The 13428-nt window shown below is 58.5% G+C and carries 15 protein-coding genes and 1 tRNA gene; 3 read left to right on the top strand and 13 right to left on the bottom strand.

What is annotated here, in order from left to right; translation table 11 throughout:
• Positions 1-31: 31 nt before the first annotated feature.
• From I2E13_RS05205 to I2E13_RS05185, 6 genes are all read right to left on the bottom strand, one after another.
• Positions 32-364 carry a metallophosphoesterase gene (locus I2E13_RS05205; RefSeq protein ID WP_195404391.1) on the bottom strand — a complete coding sequence of 111 codons (333 nt, stop codon included), beginning with the start codon at positions 362-364 and terminating at the stop codon, positions 32-34.
• On the bottom strand, positions 364-1089 hold the full coding sequence (locus I2E13_RS05200; RefSeq protein ID WP_195404390.1) for a metallophosphoesterase family protein: 726 nt from the start codon (positions 1087-1089) through the stop codon (positions 364-366). The genes I2E13_RS05205 and I2E13_RS05200 overlap by 1 nt, the downstream gene beginning before the upstream one ends.
• Positions 1086-1724, bottom strand: a complete 639-nt coding sequence (locus tag I2E13_RS05195) for a hypothetical protein (protein ID WP_195404389.1) — start codon at positions 1722-1724, stop codon at positions 1086-1088. The genes I2E13_RS05200 and I2E13_RS05195 overlap by 4 nt, the downstream gene beginning before the upstream one ends.
• 271 nt (positions 1725-1995) lie before the next feature.
• A complete protein-coding gene (locus I2E13_RS11075) occupies positions 1996-2121 on the bottom strand; it encodes a hypothetical protein (protein WP_255413310.1) in 126 nt (41 codons plus the stop codon).
• 187 nt (positions 2122-2308) lie between these two features.
• Positions 2309-3508 carry a relaxase/mobilization nuclease domain-containing protein gene (locus tag I2E13_RS05190; RefSeq protein ID WP_195404388.1) on the bottom strand — a complete coding sequence of 400 codons (1200 nt, stop codon included), beginning with the start codon at positions 3506-3508 and terminating at the stop codon, positions 2309-2311.
• Positions 3495-3992: a plasmid mobilization protein gene (locus I2E13_RS05185; protein ID WP_195404387.1), complete on the bottom strand. Its 498-nt coding sequence runs from the start codon at positions 3990-3992 to the stop codon at positions 3495-3497. The genes I2E13_RS05190 and I2E13_RS05185 overlap by 14 nt, the downstream gene beginning before the upstream one ends.
• Here I2E13_RS05185 and I2E13_RS05180 point away from each other — a divergent pair.
• The gene (locus I2E13_RS05180) at positions 3973-4371 is read left to right on the top strand and encodes a hypothetical protein (RefSeq protein WP_195404386.1); all 399 of its coding nucleotides are present in this window, start codon (positions 3973-3975) and stop codon (positions 4369-4371) included. The genes I2E13_RS05185 and I2E13_RS05180 overlap by 20 nt on opposite strands.
• Before the next feature lie 392 nt (positions 4372-4763).
• Here the strand turns inward: I2E13_RS05180 and I2E13_RS05175 are convergent, their stop codons facing one another.
• Both I2E13_RS05175 and I2E13_RS05170 read right to left on the bottom strand, forming a co-directional pair.
• Entirely contained in the window at positions 4764-5417 is a 654-nt protein-coding gene (locus tag I2E13_RS05175) for a hypothetical protein (protein WP_229057830.1), read from the bottom strand.
• Positions 5418-5482: 65 nt separating this feature from the next.
• Positions 5483-8839, bottom strand: a complete 3357-nt coding sequence (locus tag I2E13_RS05170; RefSeq protein WP_195404385.1) for a coiled-coil domain-containing protein — start codon at positions 8837-8839, stop codon at positions 5483-5485.
• 122 nt (positions 8840-8961) lie between these two features.
• Between I2E13_RS05170 and I2E13_RS05165 the strand changes: the two genes are divergently transcribed.
• The gene (locus I2E13_RS05165; RefSeq protein ID WP_195404384.1) at positions 8962-9210 is read left to right on the top strand and encodes a helix-turn-helix domain-containing protein; all 249 of its coding nucleotides are present in this window, start codon (positions 8962-8964) and stop codon (positions 9208-9210) included.
• Between the two features lie 24 nt (positions 9211-9234).
• Complete coding sequence (locus I2E13_RS05160; protein WP_195404383.1) at positions 9235-9435, top strand: hypothetical protein; 201 nt, start codon at positions 9235-9237, stop codon at positions 9433-9435.
• Positions 9436-9751: 316 nt separating this feature from the next.
• Here the strand turns inward: I2E13_RS05160 and I2E13_RS05155 are convergent.
• The 5 genes from I2E13_RS05155 to I2E13_RS05135 form a co-directional block, all read right to left on the bottom strand.
• Positions 9752-9827, bottom strand: a tRNA-Arg gene (locus tag I2E13_RS05155).
• Positions 9828-10131: 304 nt separating this feature from the next.
• Positions 10132-10530, bottom strand: a complete 399-nt coding sequence (locus I2E13_RS05150; protein ID WP_117564941.1) for a DUF956 family protein — start codon at positions 10528-10530, stop codon at positions 10132-10134.
• A 120-nt stretch (positions 10531-10650) separates the two neighbouring features.
• Positions 10651-11571 carry a PTS system mannose/fructose/sorbose family transporter subunit IID gene (locus tag I2E13_RS05145; protein ID WP_161156452.1) on the bottom strand — a complete coding sequence of 307 codons (921 nt, stop codon included), beginning with the start codon at positions 11569-11571 and terminating at the stop codon, positions 10651-10653.
• A 16-nt stretch (positions 11572-11587) separates the two neighbouring features.
• Positions 11588-12406, bottom strand: a complete 819-nt coding sequence (locus I2E13_RS05140) for a PTS mannose/fructose/sorbose transporter subunit IIC (protein WP_195404382.1) — start codon at positions 12404-12406, stop codon at positions 11588-11590.
• 18 nt (positions 12407-12424) lie between these two features.
• Entirely contained in the window at positions 12425-13414 is a 990-nt protein-coding gene (locus I2E13_RS05135; RefSeq protein WP_195404381.1) for a PTS sugar transporter subunit IIB, read from the bottom strand.
• Positions 13415-13428 lie beyond the last annotated feature (14 nt).

Raw genomic sequence — 13428 nt, 5'->3', positions numbered from 1 at the left:
GCAAATGGCGGGATTGCGTTGGCATGATTGGTTATTGAGCGTTGGTCAAAATGGTTGTTTTTACAGTAGCGCTAACAACCTCATGGACGAGACCGCCGCTCCACTCCCGCACCGGCAGTTCTGCCAGGGCGTGGTGGTTCTCATGGTTGCCGTCTACGAAACACGTGGTCCACGGCTTCGATTCGAACCAGTCGAGCCAGTATTTCTCGGCGTTGGATCCATCCCAGACAAAGCCGAAGTCGCCGGCCACGATCACCACGTCATCGCGCGTCAGGGTCCGGCCCAGCGGCCAATTTTTGAATGCAAACCGGCTGGACCCGTACTCGGCCCTGCCGTGCACGTCGCCTGTCACATAGACCGTCATCAGTACGCACCCCACGGCAGGAGTTTGTCCCCGAGCCTCACGATCCGGTCATACAGCACCGTGTGCCGTTCGTCCGGATTGCCGTCTCGGTGAAAATGGCCGTAATACCAGTGTTTATAGTCCAGGCGGTCCTCGAGCTCGTCAAGGAATCCGGTCAGCCGGTCCACATCAGGGCGTTCCCAGCTAGGGTCCGGGTAGAGCGTCGGCGAGAGCATGCGCGTCGAGCAGGTATGGGTGACCACGTAGTCGACCGTCCAGCCCACGCTGTCGAGCTTTGCCCGCGCCCCCTCAAAGTTGCGCTCGTCCGGCAGCTCCTGCGGCCACCAGCTGGAATACGGCACGCGGTATTCCCTGTCCACGCTCGTGGCACCGCCCATGGTGAAGACCGTCGAGCCGTCGAGCTCGAAGACCTCGCCGCGCGTCAGGCGCCGAATGGGCGAGGTGTCCGACAGGCGCTGCGTCAGCCCGCCATGCCACGGCTCCATGGGGCGCTCCTCCCAGTGATCGAAGCGCTCGTGGTTGCCGTCGACGAACAGTACCGTGTAGGGGCGCGACTCCAGCCAGGCGATGTCGGCGCATTCCTCGGCAGAAAAGTTCCACGGAAAGCCAAAGTCACCGGCAACGATGAGATAGTCGTCGCTGGTAAGACTGTCGCCAAGCTCCCAGTCGCGGAGCTTTTGCATGTCGAGGCCGCCGTGAATATCGCCCGTCACATAGACCGTCATCGGATTGCCACTTCCCTCTTGTACGCCGCCAGCTCGCGCTCGACCTGCCTGTCGCCGGTCTCGTTGACCCACCAGGGCCATTTCACCCGGCCGCACGGCTCGTCGACTCCGGCGAACCATTCCCTCAGCTCGTCGAGGCTCACCGGGGAGTGACCGTTGGCATCGCAACCGACGTCGTAGCGCAGAAGGCCCTGCTTGCGGTTGAACTCGTTGTACGCGCCGCCGCTGCTGTGGATGTGTCCGTGGAGGTGCCACGATCCATGGCTCATGCCCTGCCAGTCGGCCATGGGGTAATGGCTCAGGACGATCTTCTGCCTGTCGATCTTGAGCACGCAGATCGGCGGCTCCACGGTGAAGGCGCCCGCGACCGCCGGCTGGGTCCAGTCCTTGTCGTGGTTTCCCGGGACGAGGTGGATGCGTCTGCAGGCGATCCGCTTGCGCAGCCCATAGGCGTCCTGGGCGGCCATCTTGAATGAGAAATCCCCCAGGATGTAGAGCTCGTCGTCCACGGCAACCCTGCCGTTGATGCTGTCGACGATGGCGTCGTTCATCTGCCAAATCGTCTCCCACGGGCGGTCGGTGAACTTCAGCACGTTCTCATGCCCGTAGTGGGTGTCGCTGGTAAACCAGATCATATTTATGTCTCCTTCTGTCGCTAAAAAACGTTCTCCTTCGAGGTCTGGAGACGTTTTATGAGCGACATGAGGTGCATATCCCTCATGTTTCAAGCTCCAATCTGTCGGGTTTGCCCAACTAAAAGTTTACGCCCACGCGCCCACGCGCGAACAGGATTTGATTTTTGAAATATGGACGAATTCCTCGTCAGGAGGGTAGAATGGTGCCGACGGCAGCCCAAGTTGTAGTGAGCTGGGCAGAGCCGTTGCTTAATAGAGTTAGGTCATCGTCTTAGCGACGGTGGCCTTTCTTTTTGGGCTTCGAGCCCTGCTTGAGTGCCTTGGAAAGGCCGACAAGGGCCGTGAGGAGCGAGACCGTAGCGGTCAGGAGCTTCACGAGCTCGGTGAAATCGGTCATGGGCATCACCTCCCATCGAATGGAGGGCTCTGCCCGGCACGAGGGCTGCCGACAGCAAGGACGATTCTATCAGAGCGGCTGACTTCCGCCGATCAATTCATACTCCTCACCCTCGCCGAATTGCGAGCATGAAAGAATCGGCACTGGATGGCAGCACGCTAGGGCACCGACGATAGGCTCTCCAAAACTAGCGAGGCGTGTCTCCGCGAGCGTAATCGCCTCGGTCGACCGCACGATCGACCTGCGGCGAGATGTCGACGTTGCCACCATGGGCTCGGCCTGCGGCGCGAACGCGGTCATCGCCAGCATCGGGAACGGCGCCGGCGTAACGGTTTCGAATCTCCCTTGCGTAACCGCGCCGGGCAAGAAGCTCATCACGAACCGCCGGATCCTCGAGCAGATCTTCATCGCACTTCGGTGCGATGAACTTAGGGAAGAGATTGTAGGCGACGCCCTTGCTCGCCTTTGCCTGCTCGACCCACGCCGAATACGCTTTCTTAAGCCGTTGAATGTAAATCTCGCAACGCCTCTCATAAGGAAGGGCTCGCTCGGCTTCCAGCACGTTATTTTTAAAGGCCGCCTCAAGCTGCTTGATCGCAAACCGCCCGTCAAGACGGGTCAGGTTGAAAGTGCATTTCGGATTGCCGGCCTCCTTGATATCGAGATCCGTCGCATAGACTCGGTTGTTCTTAATGAAAATCTCTACGCCCCATGAGGCAAGTATCTTTTTGAACTGCTCCATAGTCTTCGGGTGATAGTCGTTGATTGCAATATGGATCAACTCGCGCAAATTGTTTTTATAGCTGTACTCTCCCCGATCGACAATTTTCTTTTCAGTGTCGCGCGGCTGTCGGTCTCGAATCTTCGAGTTCTTCTTTCCCTTTTCGAGCTGAGCGAGATTCCAGGCCTTGTCCATTTCACGAACCCACGCAGCGCGTTCGTACTTTCCGCGACGCCCACCCGTCTCGCAACGCTTACCCGTCAAAAGATCCGTGCGGTTAATCGCCATATGGACCGCGTAACGTTTTCCCGCCTTATCGCTTTCCTCATGCAAGGCGACAATCACTTGTTGATGCGGGTAGTGTTTCGCAAGCCATTGCTCCGCGTAGGCCATACATGCATCGGGGGTCATCTTGCCTCCGTTGCAGCTGCACTCCTCGGGAAGAAACGCAAGAACCTGATGAAGCATCGTTATGTTCTTCGCGCCGGCACGCGCAGGCCTGTCGTGATGAAACATCTTCCGCGTCATAGCCATCTCGGAAAACCAGTACTTTCGGTTCGCGAGGTTCCAGCCGCCGCGGGCCAAAGCGTACTTTCCGTTAATGTACTTGCGCACGTTCTTCGCATAGCGCTCGGACGAAACACCTTTCTGCTTAACGACGGTCATTTTGATCACCGCCGACGAAATAGCGCTGTTCGAGTTCTTCGATAAAGAGAGTGACTTTGCGGGCGTTCTGGTAAACCTTTTCAAGCGTTCGGAAAACTGCCTTCTCGTTGTAGGCCGGAAGACCTTGCGCGTGCACGAAGTACATCAGCTGGTTGAGGTTCGTCCCCTCGCGATACAGCTCGTGATAGATTTTTGCGACCTGGCTCATATCGAAATCGATCTTCTCGATTTTCCCGGCAAGCATCACGCGGCGGGCATACGCACTGACGGTCGCACCAAGTACATCCGCTCGTCTGCGGATCGCTTCGTGCTCCCCATCGGTGACCTTAACGTAAATGGCCTTCGAACGCGTTTCATGCAAATCGCCTGAAACGGGTTGCAGCTTTTTACTGCGGCCACCGTCATCATTTTTAGAAATGACTAGATTATCGAGTGATTCACTCCGATGACTCAAGGCATAGCGAATGAGTTCGGCTTTCGTCATGCCTGCCTTGTCCGCCAAAGCGGAAAACGTTTCGTATTCTTCAGAGGTGAGTGTCGCCTTAACGGTGTGTGGACGCTTGCAACTCATCATGCCCCCAGGAAAGCAGAGCGAATCGGTGAGGCCACCGATTCAAAACCAATATGAGATTGCTTTCCTTTTTTGGGAGCGACTGACGTCGCGCCGATTTTTTGAAGTGACGCCGTCACTTCCCTTAGAAATGAAGGCGAATTTCATTTCTAACTTTATCGCCGTGGGAGGCGATAATCAAGATGTGTTGGCAGATAAAGGGGGCGAGTATGGCCCCATTTATCTAGCCCAACACCAATCTTGCAATCACCGGAACGGCGATTGGGCGGAGCGTAGCGTAGACACGAAATGAGCGGCCTCGTTTCGAGCGAAAGGCTTCGCGGTGTCGTAGTGTCAGCGAAGACCGTGAGCGGAAGCGAATTTTTAACGCGAAGGATGCTGAGTGTTAGAGATTCGCTGTAGCGAGAGCGGAGCGGTAATGCGAATGCGAGGGATGCCGAGTGTTTGCATTACCGCGCAGCGGACTCCGGGCGAGGGCTGGAACAAGTTGATGGAAGACCTTACCGATTTGCGGAAGGTTTTGCCCGAAGCATCCGGCACCGCCGGATTCTTTTGGAACGGTCTCTCGTTTGATTGCTTTCCTATCGTTTGCTCCCAGACTGGGTGTCTAAAAAAGGCGGCCGAACCGGCCGCCCACAAATAAATAAACATTTACCGAATGGAAGAGAAGAGGAACGATGCACATTACTCCCAGTGGCCGGCGACGTCGACAACCCAATGTTGTCCCGTAGCCTGCTGTTCATAATGTCCCTGGTCCTCAGATGTGGTATACGAATCGTTTACGACAGATCCTCCGATGCCGCCGTTGTCCATATCATTATGAACCCACGAATAGGCGGCATCTTCGGAATCGAAGGGTCCTACCATAGTACCACCGTGGTTTACCCAATAGCGGGGATGACGCGTGTATACCACATTTGGTACCCAGACCTGGCTGTAATCGGTCTCCCAGTGGCCCTGCTCGGCAACCCACTTCTTCTGGCTACCGCCGTTGGAAGAGGAATTGTTGCTGCCGGAACTCTGCGAATTGCCGGAATTCTGCTTGGACTGGGAGGAATCGCCCTTGTTGTCCGACTTCGAGGAATCGGAAGACTTGTTATCCTCCTTCTTGGAGTCATCGGACTTCTGGTCCTTGCCGTCGGATTCTTTCTTCTCCTCGGTCTTGGTTCCAGAGGTTTGCGTCGCCTTTTCTTCGCTTGGCTTCTTTTTGTCTTTATTCTTTACCGCTGTGGCGGCCCTTTCCGTAGAGCCGCTTCCTTGCTTTGCAACGCTGGCACATCCAAGTTGAGGTGCCGAAAGGCACACCAGAAGCGCAACGATAATAGCCCTTATTCTCACACCGATCTCCCTGCCCATGAAACCGGGCGTTGGACACCAGCCGATATCCAACGCCCGGCTCGCTTTTACATCTGCTCGCGGCGCTTCTTTTGATCGAGGAAGACGCCGGCTGCCACGAGGACGGTACCGCCGATGGCGAACGTCTCGCCGATGAGGCCCGTGCGGTCGCCGGTCTGGGCGAGGTTGCCGGGCTGGGCGGTCTCCGTGCCGGCGAGATGCTTCGGGCTGTATGCCACCTGTTGCTTTGCGGCCTCCTCTGCCTCCTGTCGTGCGATCTCATCGGAAAGCTCCTGCTCCGCCGCGATGCGGTCGGACTTCGCCTGCTCGTAGGCGGCGAGCGCCGCATCATAGCCGGGCTTGAGCCCGTCCAGCGCAGCCTGCTTCTCGTCCAGGATGACTTTGGCGGGCGCGACCTTGGCACGTGCCTCGACTGCTGCGGCGAAAAGCGCGTTGAGGGCGTCATCCGCGTTCGCGTCATGGCCGGAAGCGATCGCCGCGTCGGCATTGATGGAGTTCAGCCTCGCCAGCTTGGCGTCTGCCTGCGCCTTTGCCTGCTCGGCGGCAAAGACCAGGGACTCGGCGGCGATGGTATCCGCCTTCGCGGCATCGAGCGCGGCCTTGGTGTCATTGACGGCCTTTACTGCATCCTGCTCGCGCTGCTGTGCCTCTGCGAGCTTCGCGGCAAGACCGGTAAGGATGTCGAGGTTCGACTGTGCGTCCTCGAGATCGGTCTGGGAGCCGGTAAGCTTGTCGGCGGCAACGCCGGTGTCGGCCTTTGCGGCATCGACGGCACGCTGGGCATCCGCGAGGGCGCTTGCGGTGGTATCCGCCTTTTGCTTGGCGGCTGCGAGGACCGCCGCCTTCTCGGCCTGGTCGGCTACCGCCGCGTCGTGGGCGCTCTTTGCGGTATCGACCGCCTTCTTGGCGTCGGCGACGTCCTGGAAGAACTTCGCGAGGTCGGCGTTCGCATCCATGACGTCCTGCTGCTTGGCCTCGGTGTCCGCCTTGGCGGAATCCAACTTAGACTGTGCGGTCGTTACGGCTGCGTGGGCGGCATCAAAGGCGACCCGCTTCTGCTGGACGGTCGACTTTGCCGTATCGACTGCTGCGTTGGCAGCTTCGAGGTCCGATTTTGCCGCATCCAACCCAGCTCGGGCATCCGTGACGCCCTGCTGCTTGGCGGCGAGATCGGCCTTTGCGGCATCGACGGCACGCTGGGCATCGGTGACGTCCTGCTTCGCGACATCGACACCTGCCTGTGCGGAATCCACCGCGACCTGCTTCTGCTGGACGGTTGCGGCGGCGCCGGCGGCTGCCTGCTGCTTGGATGCGAGATCGGTCTTGGCTGCGTCGAGTGCGCTCTTGGCGTTCTTGAGACCGTCGATGTAGGAGGTCAGCTTCTGCTCGTACTCGTCGACGGACATGGGGTTCATGTTCCAACCGGAGCCGGACCAGCCGGAGATCTCTGCGGTGTAGCACTGCGTCTGAAGCCCGGACATGGTGCCCTTGGTGCAGGTTGCCATTCCCATAACGGCGAGTTCGGGATTGATGATGTTCATGTAATGGCCGACGGTGCCGCTGCTGCCGTTCTCCCAGCGGCAGTTGTTTGCAATCCAATGGTTGATTGCGACGCCGTTCTTTGCATAGAAATCATAGGCATCCTTGCCGACAAGACCGGTGACTCCATAAAGGGCCTCCGTTGCCTTGTCGAAAAAGCCCTTCTCCTGCTCGATCCACTGCCCACTCGGATCGATTCCGTAATTCCATGCCAGGTTTTCGGCAAAATTATATTGACGGGCATGATCGAGCACAGTGTCACTGTAGTTGGCATCCGCAATGGCACCGGCGATGAGCTTGTAGGTGACCTGGAGCTCGGACAGGCCGACCGACTTGCGGTAGTCGTTGACTGACTTCATCCACCTGATCGCATTGAGCATGTTATCAAGGGACGTGGCGTCCTTGGAGTTGCCGACTTCGGTCTTTCCGGCATATTTGGCGTTCAGGATGATGTTGACTGCGTCATCGGCACCCATGGCACGGAAGAAGCCGATGGCTCCCTGCTTGAGCTGCGCGTCTGCGAGATCCACCTTCGTTTGTGCCTCGTCGACCTTCTGCTGGGCGGCGGTCACGGCCGCGTCTGCGGTATCCTTTGCGACCTTGGCGTTCGCGAGCTCTACGTCGGCGGCTGCCTTGGCGGACTCGGCGTCCTTGACAGCCTGCTTCGCGGCATCCAGCTTGGCGACGGCGTCGGCATTCGCCTGCTTGGCCGCATCGAGGTCGACGTTCGCGGCATCGAGTGCGGACTGGGCGGCGTTCACACCGGATTCGGCATCGGCCGCGGCCTGCTGCTTTACGGAGAGGGACACCTGGGCATCATTCAGGTCAGTCTGCGCCGTTGCCGCAGCGGACTGCGCCTGCTCGAGCTCGGACTCGCACTGGGACTGTGTCGCTTGTGCGGCAGCGAGGGCTGCCTCTGCGTCTGCGACCTTCTGCTTCGCGGCATCGTACTCCGGACCGCTGGCGCCTGCCTCCGCTGCGGCGAGGTCTGCTTTCGCCTTCTCGTAGGCGGCGCTGGCGGCTGCGGCCTTCGCATCCGCCGCGTCCTTGTTCTGCTTGGCTGCAGCGAGGACAGAATCGGCGGCATCCTTTGCAGACTGGGCCGCAACCAGCTTGGACTGGGCATCGGCAAGCGTCGCGTTGGCGTTGTCCAGTTCGGCCTGTGCCCTGTCCACGGCAGCCTGGGCGGCGCGCACGGCCTGCTCGGCGGCACTGATTGCCTCCGGGGTGGCGCTTACAGCATCTGCCTTGGCTTTATCGAGGGCATCCTTGGCATCCTGGGCCGCCTTGAGGGCGGACTGATACGCTTCGTCCTTCTCGGACGCATCCGCTTTAGCGTCTGCGAGACCCGCCTTCGCCTGCTCGAGGTCCTTGCCGGCGGCATCGGCGGCGTCCTTACCCTCCGCGACCTGACGGGCGTACTCGTCCATTGCCGCTCGGTCGGCTGCCGTGCCGGCGCTGACTGCCGAATCGTAGGATGCCTTGGCCTGGTCGCGGGCGGAAGCCGCCTCGTTGTAGGGACCGGCGGCCTCATCGTAGGATGCCTTGGCGGCGTCCTCCTTCGCCTTCGCCTCGTCGACCGCCTTCTGCAGGTCCGCGATGGTCTGTGCGGCGGATTTCGCGCCGGTACCGGATGCCGCGCCGGCGTGGGCGGCGATCGGCGACATCACGGCGGGGTGCTGCGTGGTCCCGTCACCGGTCTGGGCGAATGCCGTGAACGGTGAGATGAGGCTCGATCCGGTCATGGCGGCCATGGTCGCCGCGGTGACGGTCAGACGCGCGATCCCCTTCGGAGTGTGAATCTTTTTGTTTGGCAGTGTGGCGAAGTGATCGCCGCCGGCAGCGAAATGCTTTCCCTGAGTCATTGCTATTCCATTCCTTTTCCGTGCCCTATCCGACTGGGCATCAGAGTGCTTTCCAATAGAGATAATTATGCGCCTTAACAGGGATTGTTGTATATAGTCCGTTGGCTTTTATACAACAATCCATGACTCTTTTTGTCATGGATATCTCGCCGCTACAACGATCCTTTGGTCTACGCTGCAAAGAATTAAGATCAAAGTCTGGTTACTCTCAAGTACAATTTGCGAATCGCATCGGCATGGACAGGTCTTACTACGCCTCGATAGAGGTCGGACGAAGAAATGTCAGTCTTTCTAACCTCTGTAAAATTGCTAACGGATTCGACATGACAATCGCTACACTCATGACTGGTGTGACTGAGAAAACGGATTAGTCCATCAATCAATCAGCGAACGCAGTGAGCGAATCAATCGACGGCGTAGCCGGCGGCAAGGTCACGGCACGTGACCGCGCAGCGAGCTCCGCGAGCGAAGGGGGGGCAGCATCGCTGTCCCCATTCTTTATCGACGGCTTAGCCGGCGGCAAGGACACGGTACGTGGCCGCGCAGCGAGCTCCGCGAGCGAAGGGGACGGCATCGCCGTCCCTATTTCTTTATAATCTATTTCTCTATTAATTGGTTTCACCAAAATGGGTATGACACAAGCTTCTGAACAGGCTTTTTATCAGAGAATTCAAAGCTACCGAATCATCAAAATGGTGAAATTTTTTACCCAAAAGAGGGAAGCGCGTCACCAAAATGGAACCGACTAACAGCTGTTGAAAACTTTTATCCCCAAAATGGTGATTTCCTGTTTTCAGTGGAAAACTCGGTAAGTTAAATTATTTACTTACCAGATTTACAAACAAAAGCGGTTCTTAGCCCCAAAACCAGAACAGGCCAGAAGCAAAAATAACTCCTGACCTGCGATTTTTCTGGTGCCCCCGGGCGGATTCGAACCGTCGACACCCGCTTTAGGAGAGCGGTGCTCTATCCCCTGAGCTACGGAGGCATGTTGTACTAGTGTAGCAGATTTACACGTTGTGATGCAGCGTGTAGCCACTCTTCGAAGTTGCGGTGGAACAGCCCTCCGGAAAGTGCGTCCCACTATCCAGGCAAATTCTGGGTCAGACTTTCCCCATGGGACCTCGCTGGGAAACTGTGTCCCAGAATTTCGACTCGAAACGGGACACGGTTTCCCAAACGGGCCCGTTCCGGAAACTACATCCCGCAATCGGCACTCGAACCGGGATGCACTTTCCCGATCGAGCCTCATGGGAAACCGCGTCCCACTTTAGGGGGGCGCTCTTTAATGGCTAGTTGCCTTTGTGGAAAAGGTTCTTGATGACGGAGGGGATGCTCTTGGCGCCCTTGGCCGTCACATCGATAAAGTCGGGCGAACGAACGAGCTTGTCCTCGTCAATGTACTTACGCACCGCGCGAAGCGTTTCCTTGTCATTGCGCGTCGAAAACGTAAAGTGGCCATTCTCTTTGGTAAAGATGGCAAAACGCGTAATCTTCTTGGTGCCGCGCAAAACCTCGGCGGCAATATAGTCGACCTCGTCCCACGGGATTTGGATATAATCCTCGGGATTGCGCTCGTTATAGTACTCAAACGCCTTATTGCCCACCATCACGTTACCGTGACTGGTAAGCCCCATCAGGCAGGTTGCCGGCGTTGCCAGATCGACCGTGCTGTTCTGAGATTGCGCCATACGCGCCTCGCCCTCCAAATAAAACAATCGGACCGCATCCAGTGTACCCACCGGGTGCGGTCCGTTTCAATGGCTCAAAAGCCCTTGCCTAGCAACTCTCGGTCTTAAGCCGAAGCGTGCTTACATGAAGCCGCAGACGCGACCGATGATGCCGACGGCGAAGAGAGCCAGGATGATGACGATCGGGCTGACCTTCTTCTTGAGGAGCTTGCAGACCAGAAGGGTCAGGCACACGGCGGCAAGGCCGGGGATGAGCTGATCGAGGTTGGCCTGAAGCGTAGTGACCTTGACCTGATCAAGGGCAGTACCGCCGATGGAGTTATACATCGTCAGTGCTTCCTTGACACCCTCGGAACCGGAGGGCAGGTTAGCCCAGTCGATAAAGGCGCCAGCAGACTGCGTGACCTTGGAGACGACCGGGGTGAAGGAGATGGACACCCAGCGCTCGACCAGGGCGCCGATGATGAACATACCAAGGATGGAAGCACCCTCGGTGACCTTGCCCATCAGACCGCCGGAGAGGTCCTTGGCGATGGAGGAGCCGACCTTGTAGCCAAACTCCTGCGTGTACCACAGGAAGGCGTAACGGATGATGTTCCACGCGAAGAAGAACAGCAGCGGACCGGCAATGCTGCCGGACAGGGCCAGGGAAGCGCCCAGAGCGCCCAGAATCGGGCGAAGGGTGAACCAGAAGGCGGGGTCGCCGACGCCGGCGAGCGGGCCCATCATACCGACCTTGACGCCCTGAATGGCGACGTCGTCAATCGGAGCACCGTTGGCGCGCTCCTCCTCGAGAGCGAGGGTAACGCCAATGACGGGGGCGGAAACATAGGGATGGGTGTTATAGAACTCCAGGTGGCGCTTAAGAGCGGCAATCTGGTCATCCTTGCTGGTGTAGAGCTTCTTGATCGCAGGGATCATTGCGAAGCACCAGCCGCCATTCTGCATACGCTCGTAGTTCCACGAGCCCTGAAGGAACTGATGACGGAAGCAAACCTTCTTGCGGTCAGCCTTGGTGAGCTGAATCTTGTTCTCTGCCATATGTATCACTCCCCTCCTACTCGTAATCGTTCAGAATGTCGCCGAGCGGGTCACCGGAGCCACCGCTCATGCCGCCACCCTGCTTGGCCAGATCCTTAAGGCCAAGGTAGATGAGGGCAAGGGAGATGCCGATGAGGCCAAGGGCGATCAGCGTGAGCTGAGGGATGGCAGCAAGGACAAAGCCGAGGATGAAGAACGGCCAGGTCTCCTTGGTGGCCATCATGTTGATGACCATGGCGTAACCGACGGAAGCGACCATGCCGCCGCCGACAGCCATGCCGCCGGACAGCCAGTCGGGCATAGCGTTAAGCGCGTTGGTAACAGCCTCGGCCGGGATGATGCACAGAAGTACTGCCGGGATGGCGATACGAAGGCCCTGCATAAGGATGGCAGCGTACTGCCAGCGCTCGATGCCGGCGAAGTCGCCCTTCTCGGCGCAACCGTCCATGGCGTGAGCGATAGCGGTAGCCAGGGTACGGCAGATCATGGTCAGGAACAGACCAGCGACCGACAGCGGGACGGCGACGGCGATAGCGGCGGTAACGGCCTTGCCCGAATCGGTGGCGCCGCCGTTGAGGGCGAGCACCATGATGATCGAAGAGGCGACCGAGGCCAAAGCGGCGTCAGGCGCGACGGCGGCGCCGACGTTAGCCCAGCCAAGGGCCATCATCTGGAGCGAACCGCCCAGGAGGATGCCCTCCTGAAGGTGACCGGTTACGAGACCGATAAGCGTGCATGCCACGAGCGGCTGATGGAACTGGAACTCATCCAGAATGCCTTCCATACCGGCAAGCAACGCGACAATCGCAACAAGCAGAATAGTGATTGCAGACATGTATCGGACCCTCCTTTACTATGCTTGAGCGGCCAGTTCGGCCTTAGCTTTCTTCAACATGGCGTCGAGATCCTCGGAGGAATCCGAAGGAACCTTGCGGACCTCGAACTTGACGCCCTTGGCCTTGAGGGCCTCGAGAGTCTTGACGTCGTCATCGCCCATAGCGACGGCGTTGGTGACGACGACCTTGCCCTTGGAGTGAGCCATAGAACCGATGTTGACTTCCTTGATGTCGACGCCGGCCTCGATGGCCCTGAGCAGATCCTGCGGGTTCTCGAACAGCAGCATGGCCTTGGTGTCACCAAAGCGCGTGTCCTTGACGACCTCGGCCATCTTCTTGATGGGCACGACGTTGGCATGGACTCCCGGAGGGGCAGCCTGCTCGATCATGGTCTTGCGGAGCTCGTCGTGAGCAACGCCGTCGGAAACCACGATGATGCGGTTGGGGTTGATCTGCTTGGTCCACGTGGTGGCCACCTGACCATGCAGCAGACGGGTGTCGATACGGACGTGGGCGATCTTGATGTGCCCATCGCCGATGACCGTTCCCGGAGGGATGGCGCCTGCAGGAGCAGCGGCGGCCGTAGCCGGCTTCTTCTCCTCGGGCTCCAGAGACTCGGGCTTGACGCGCACGCCAGCCTTAGCCTCAGTCACGAGATGTTTTGCGATCGCATGTGCAGTGTTCTTTGCGTCAAAGCGCTGCGAATATGCCTCGATGAGCATAGGCAGGTTGACACCGGTGACGATAGCCCAGGAATCGTGGCCCTCGATGAGCCCGCTGATCTGGTTGAACGGCGTGCCGCCCCACAGATCAACGAGGAAGAGCACCTGCTCCTGGTCCTCGAAGGAAGCGACTGCTTCCTCGACCTTGGCACGGAAGTCGTCGGGGCCCATGCTCGGCTCGAGCGAGACCACGGCAACAGACGGCTGATCGCCAAAGACCATCGAGCCCGTCTGCTTGATTCCAGCCGCCAAGTCACCATGGCTAGCAAGAACAATACTTACCATCACATAACCTCCTT

Source organism: Collinsella aerofaciens (assembly GCF_015554145.1).
In the GTDB taxonomy this organism is placed as follows: domain Bacteria; phylum Actinomycetota; class Coriobacteriia; order Coriobacteriales; family Coriobacteriaceae; genus Collinsella; species Collinsella aerofaciens_AA.
Note: the sequence above shows the minus strand (reverse complement) of the source record. Positions and strands in the feature narration are given on the sequence as shown.

Bases quoted from the DNA above. Each gene is read 5' to 3' on its own strand.
- I2E13_RS05170 (WP_195404385.1), bottom strand. From the start codon at position 8,839: ATGACTCAGGGAAAGCATTTCGCTGCCGGCGGCGATCACTTCGCCACA.
- I2E13_RS05190 (WP_195404388.1), bottom strand. From the start codon at position 3,508: ATGACCGTCGTTAAGCAGAAAGGTGTTTCGTCCGAGCGCTATGCGAAG.
- I2E13_RS05180 (WP_195404386.1), top strand. From the start codon at position 3,973: ATGAGTTCGGCTTTCGTCATGCCTGCCTTGTCCGCCAAAGCGGAAAAC.
- I2E13_RS05195 (WP_195404389.1), bottom strand. From the start codon at position 1,724: ATGATCTGGTTTACCAGCGACACCCACTACGGGCATGAGAACGTGCTG.
- I2E13_RS05205 (WP_195404391.1), bottom strand. From the start codon at position 364: ATGACGGTCTATGTGACAGGCGACGTGCACGGCAGGGCCGAGTACGGG.
- I2E13_RS05145 (WP_161156452.1), bottom strand. From the start codon at position 11,571: ATGGCAGAGAACAAGATTCAGCTCACCAAGGCTGACCGCAAGAAGGTT.
- I2E13_RS05185 (WP_195404387.1), bottom strand. From the start codon at position 3,992: ATGACGAAAGCCGAACTCATTCGCTATGCCTTGAGTCATCGGAGTGAA.
- I2E13_RS05150 (WP_117564941.1), bottom strand. From the start codon at position 10,530: ATGGCGCAATCTCAGAACAGCACGGTCGATCTGGCAACGCCGGCAACC.
- I2E13_RS05165 (WP_195404384.1), top strand. From the start codon at position 8,962: ATGACTCTTTTTGTCATGGATATCTCGCCGCTACAACGATCCTTTGGT.
- I2E13_RS11075 (WP_255413310.1), bottom strand. From the start codon at position 2,121: ATGACCGATTTCACCGAGCTCGTGAAGCTCCTGACCGCTACGGTCTCG.
- I2E13_RS05200 (WP_195404390.1), bottom strand. From the start codon at position 1,089: ATGACGGTCTATGTGACGGGCGATATTCACGGCGGCCTCGACATGCAA.
- I2E13_RS05135 (WP_195404381.1), bottom strand. From the start codon at position 13,414: ATGGTAAGTATTGTTCTTGCTAGCCATGGTGACTTGGCGGCTGGAATC.
- I2E13_RS05140 (WP_195404382.1), bottom strand. From the start codon at position 12,406: ATGTCTGCAATCACTATTCTGCTTGTTGCGATTGTCGCGTTGCTTGCC.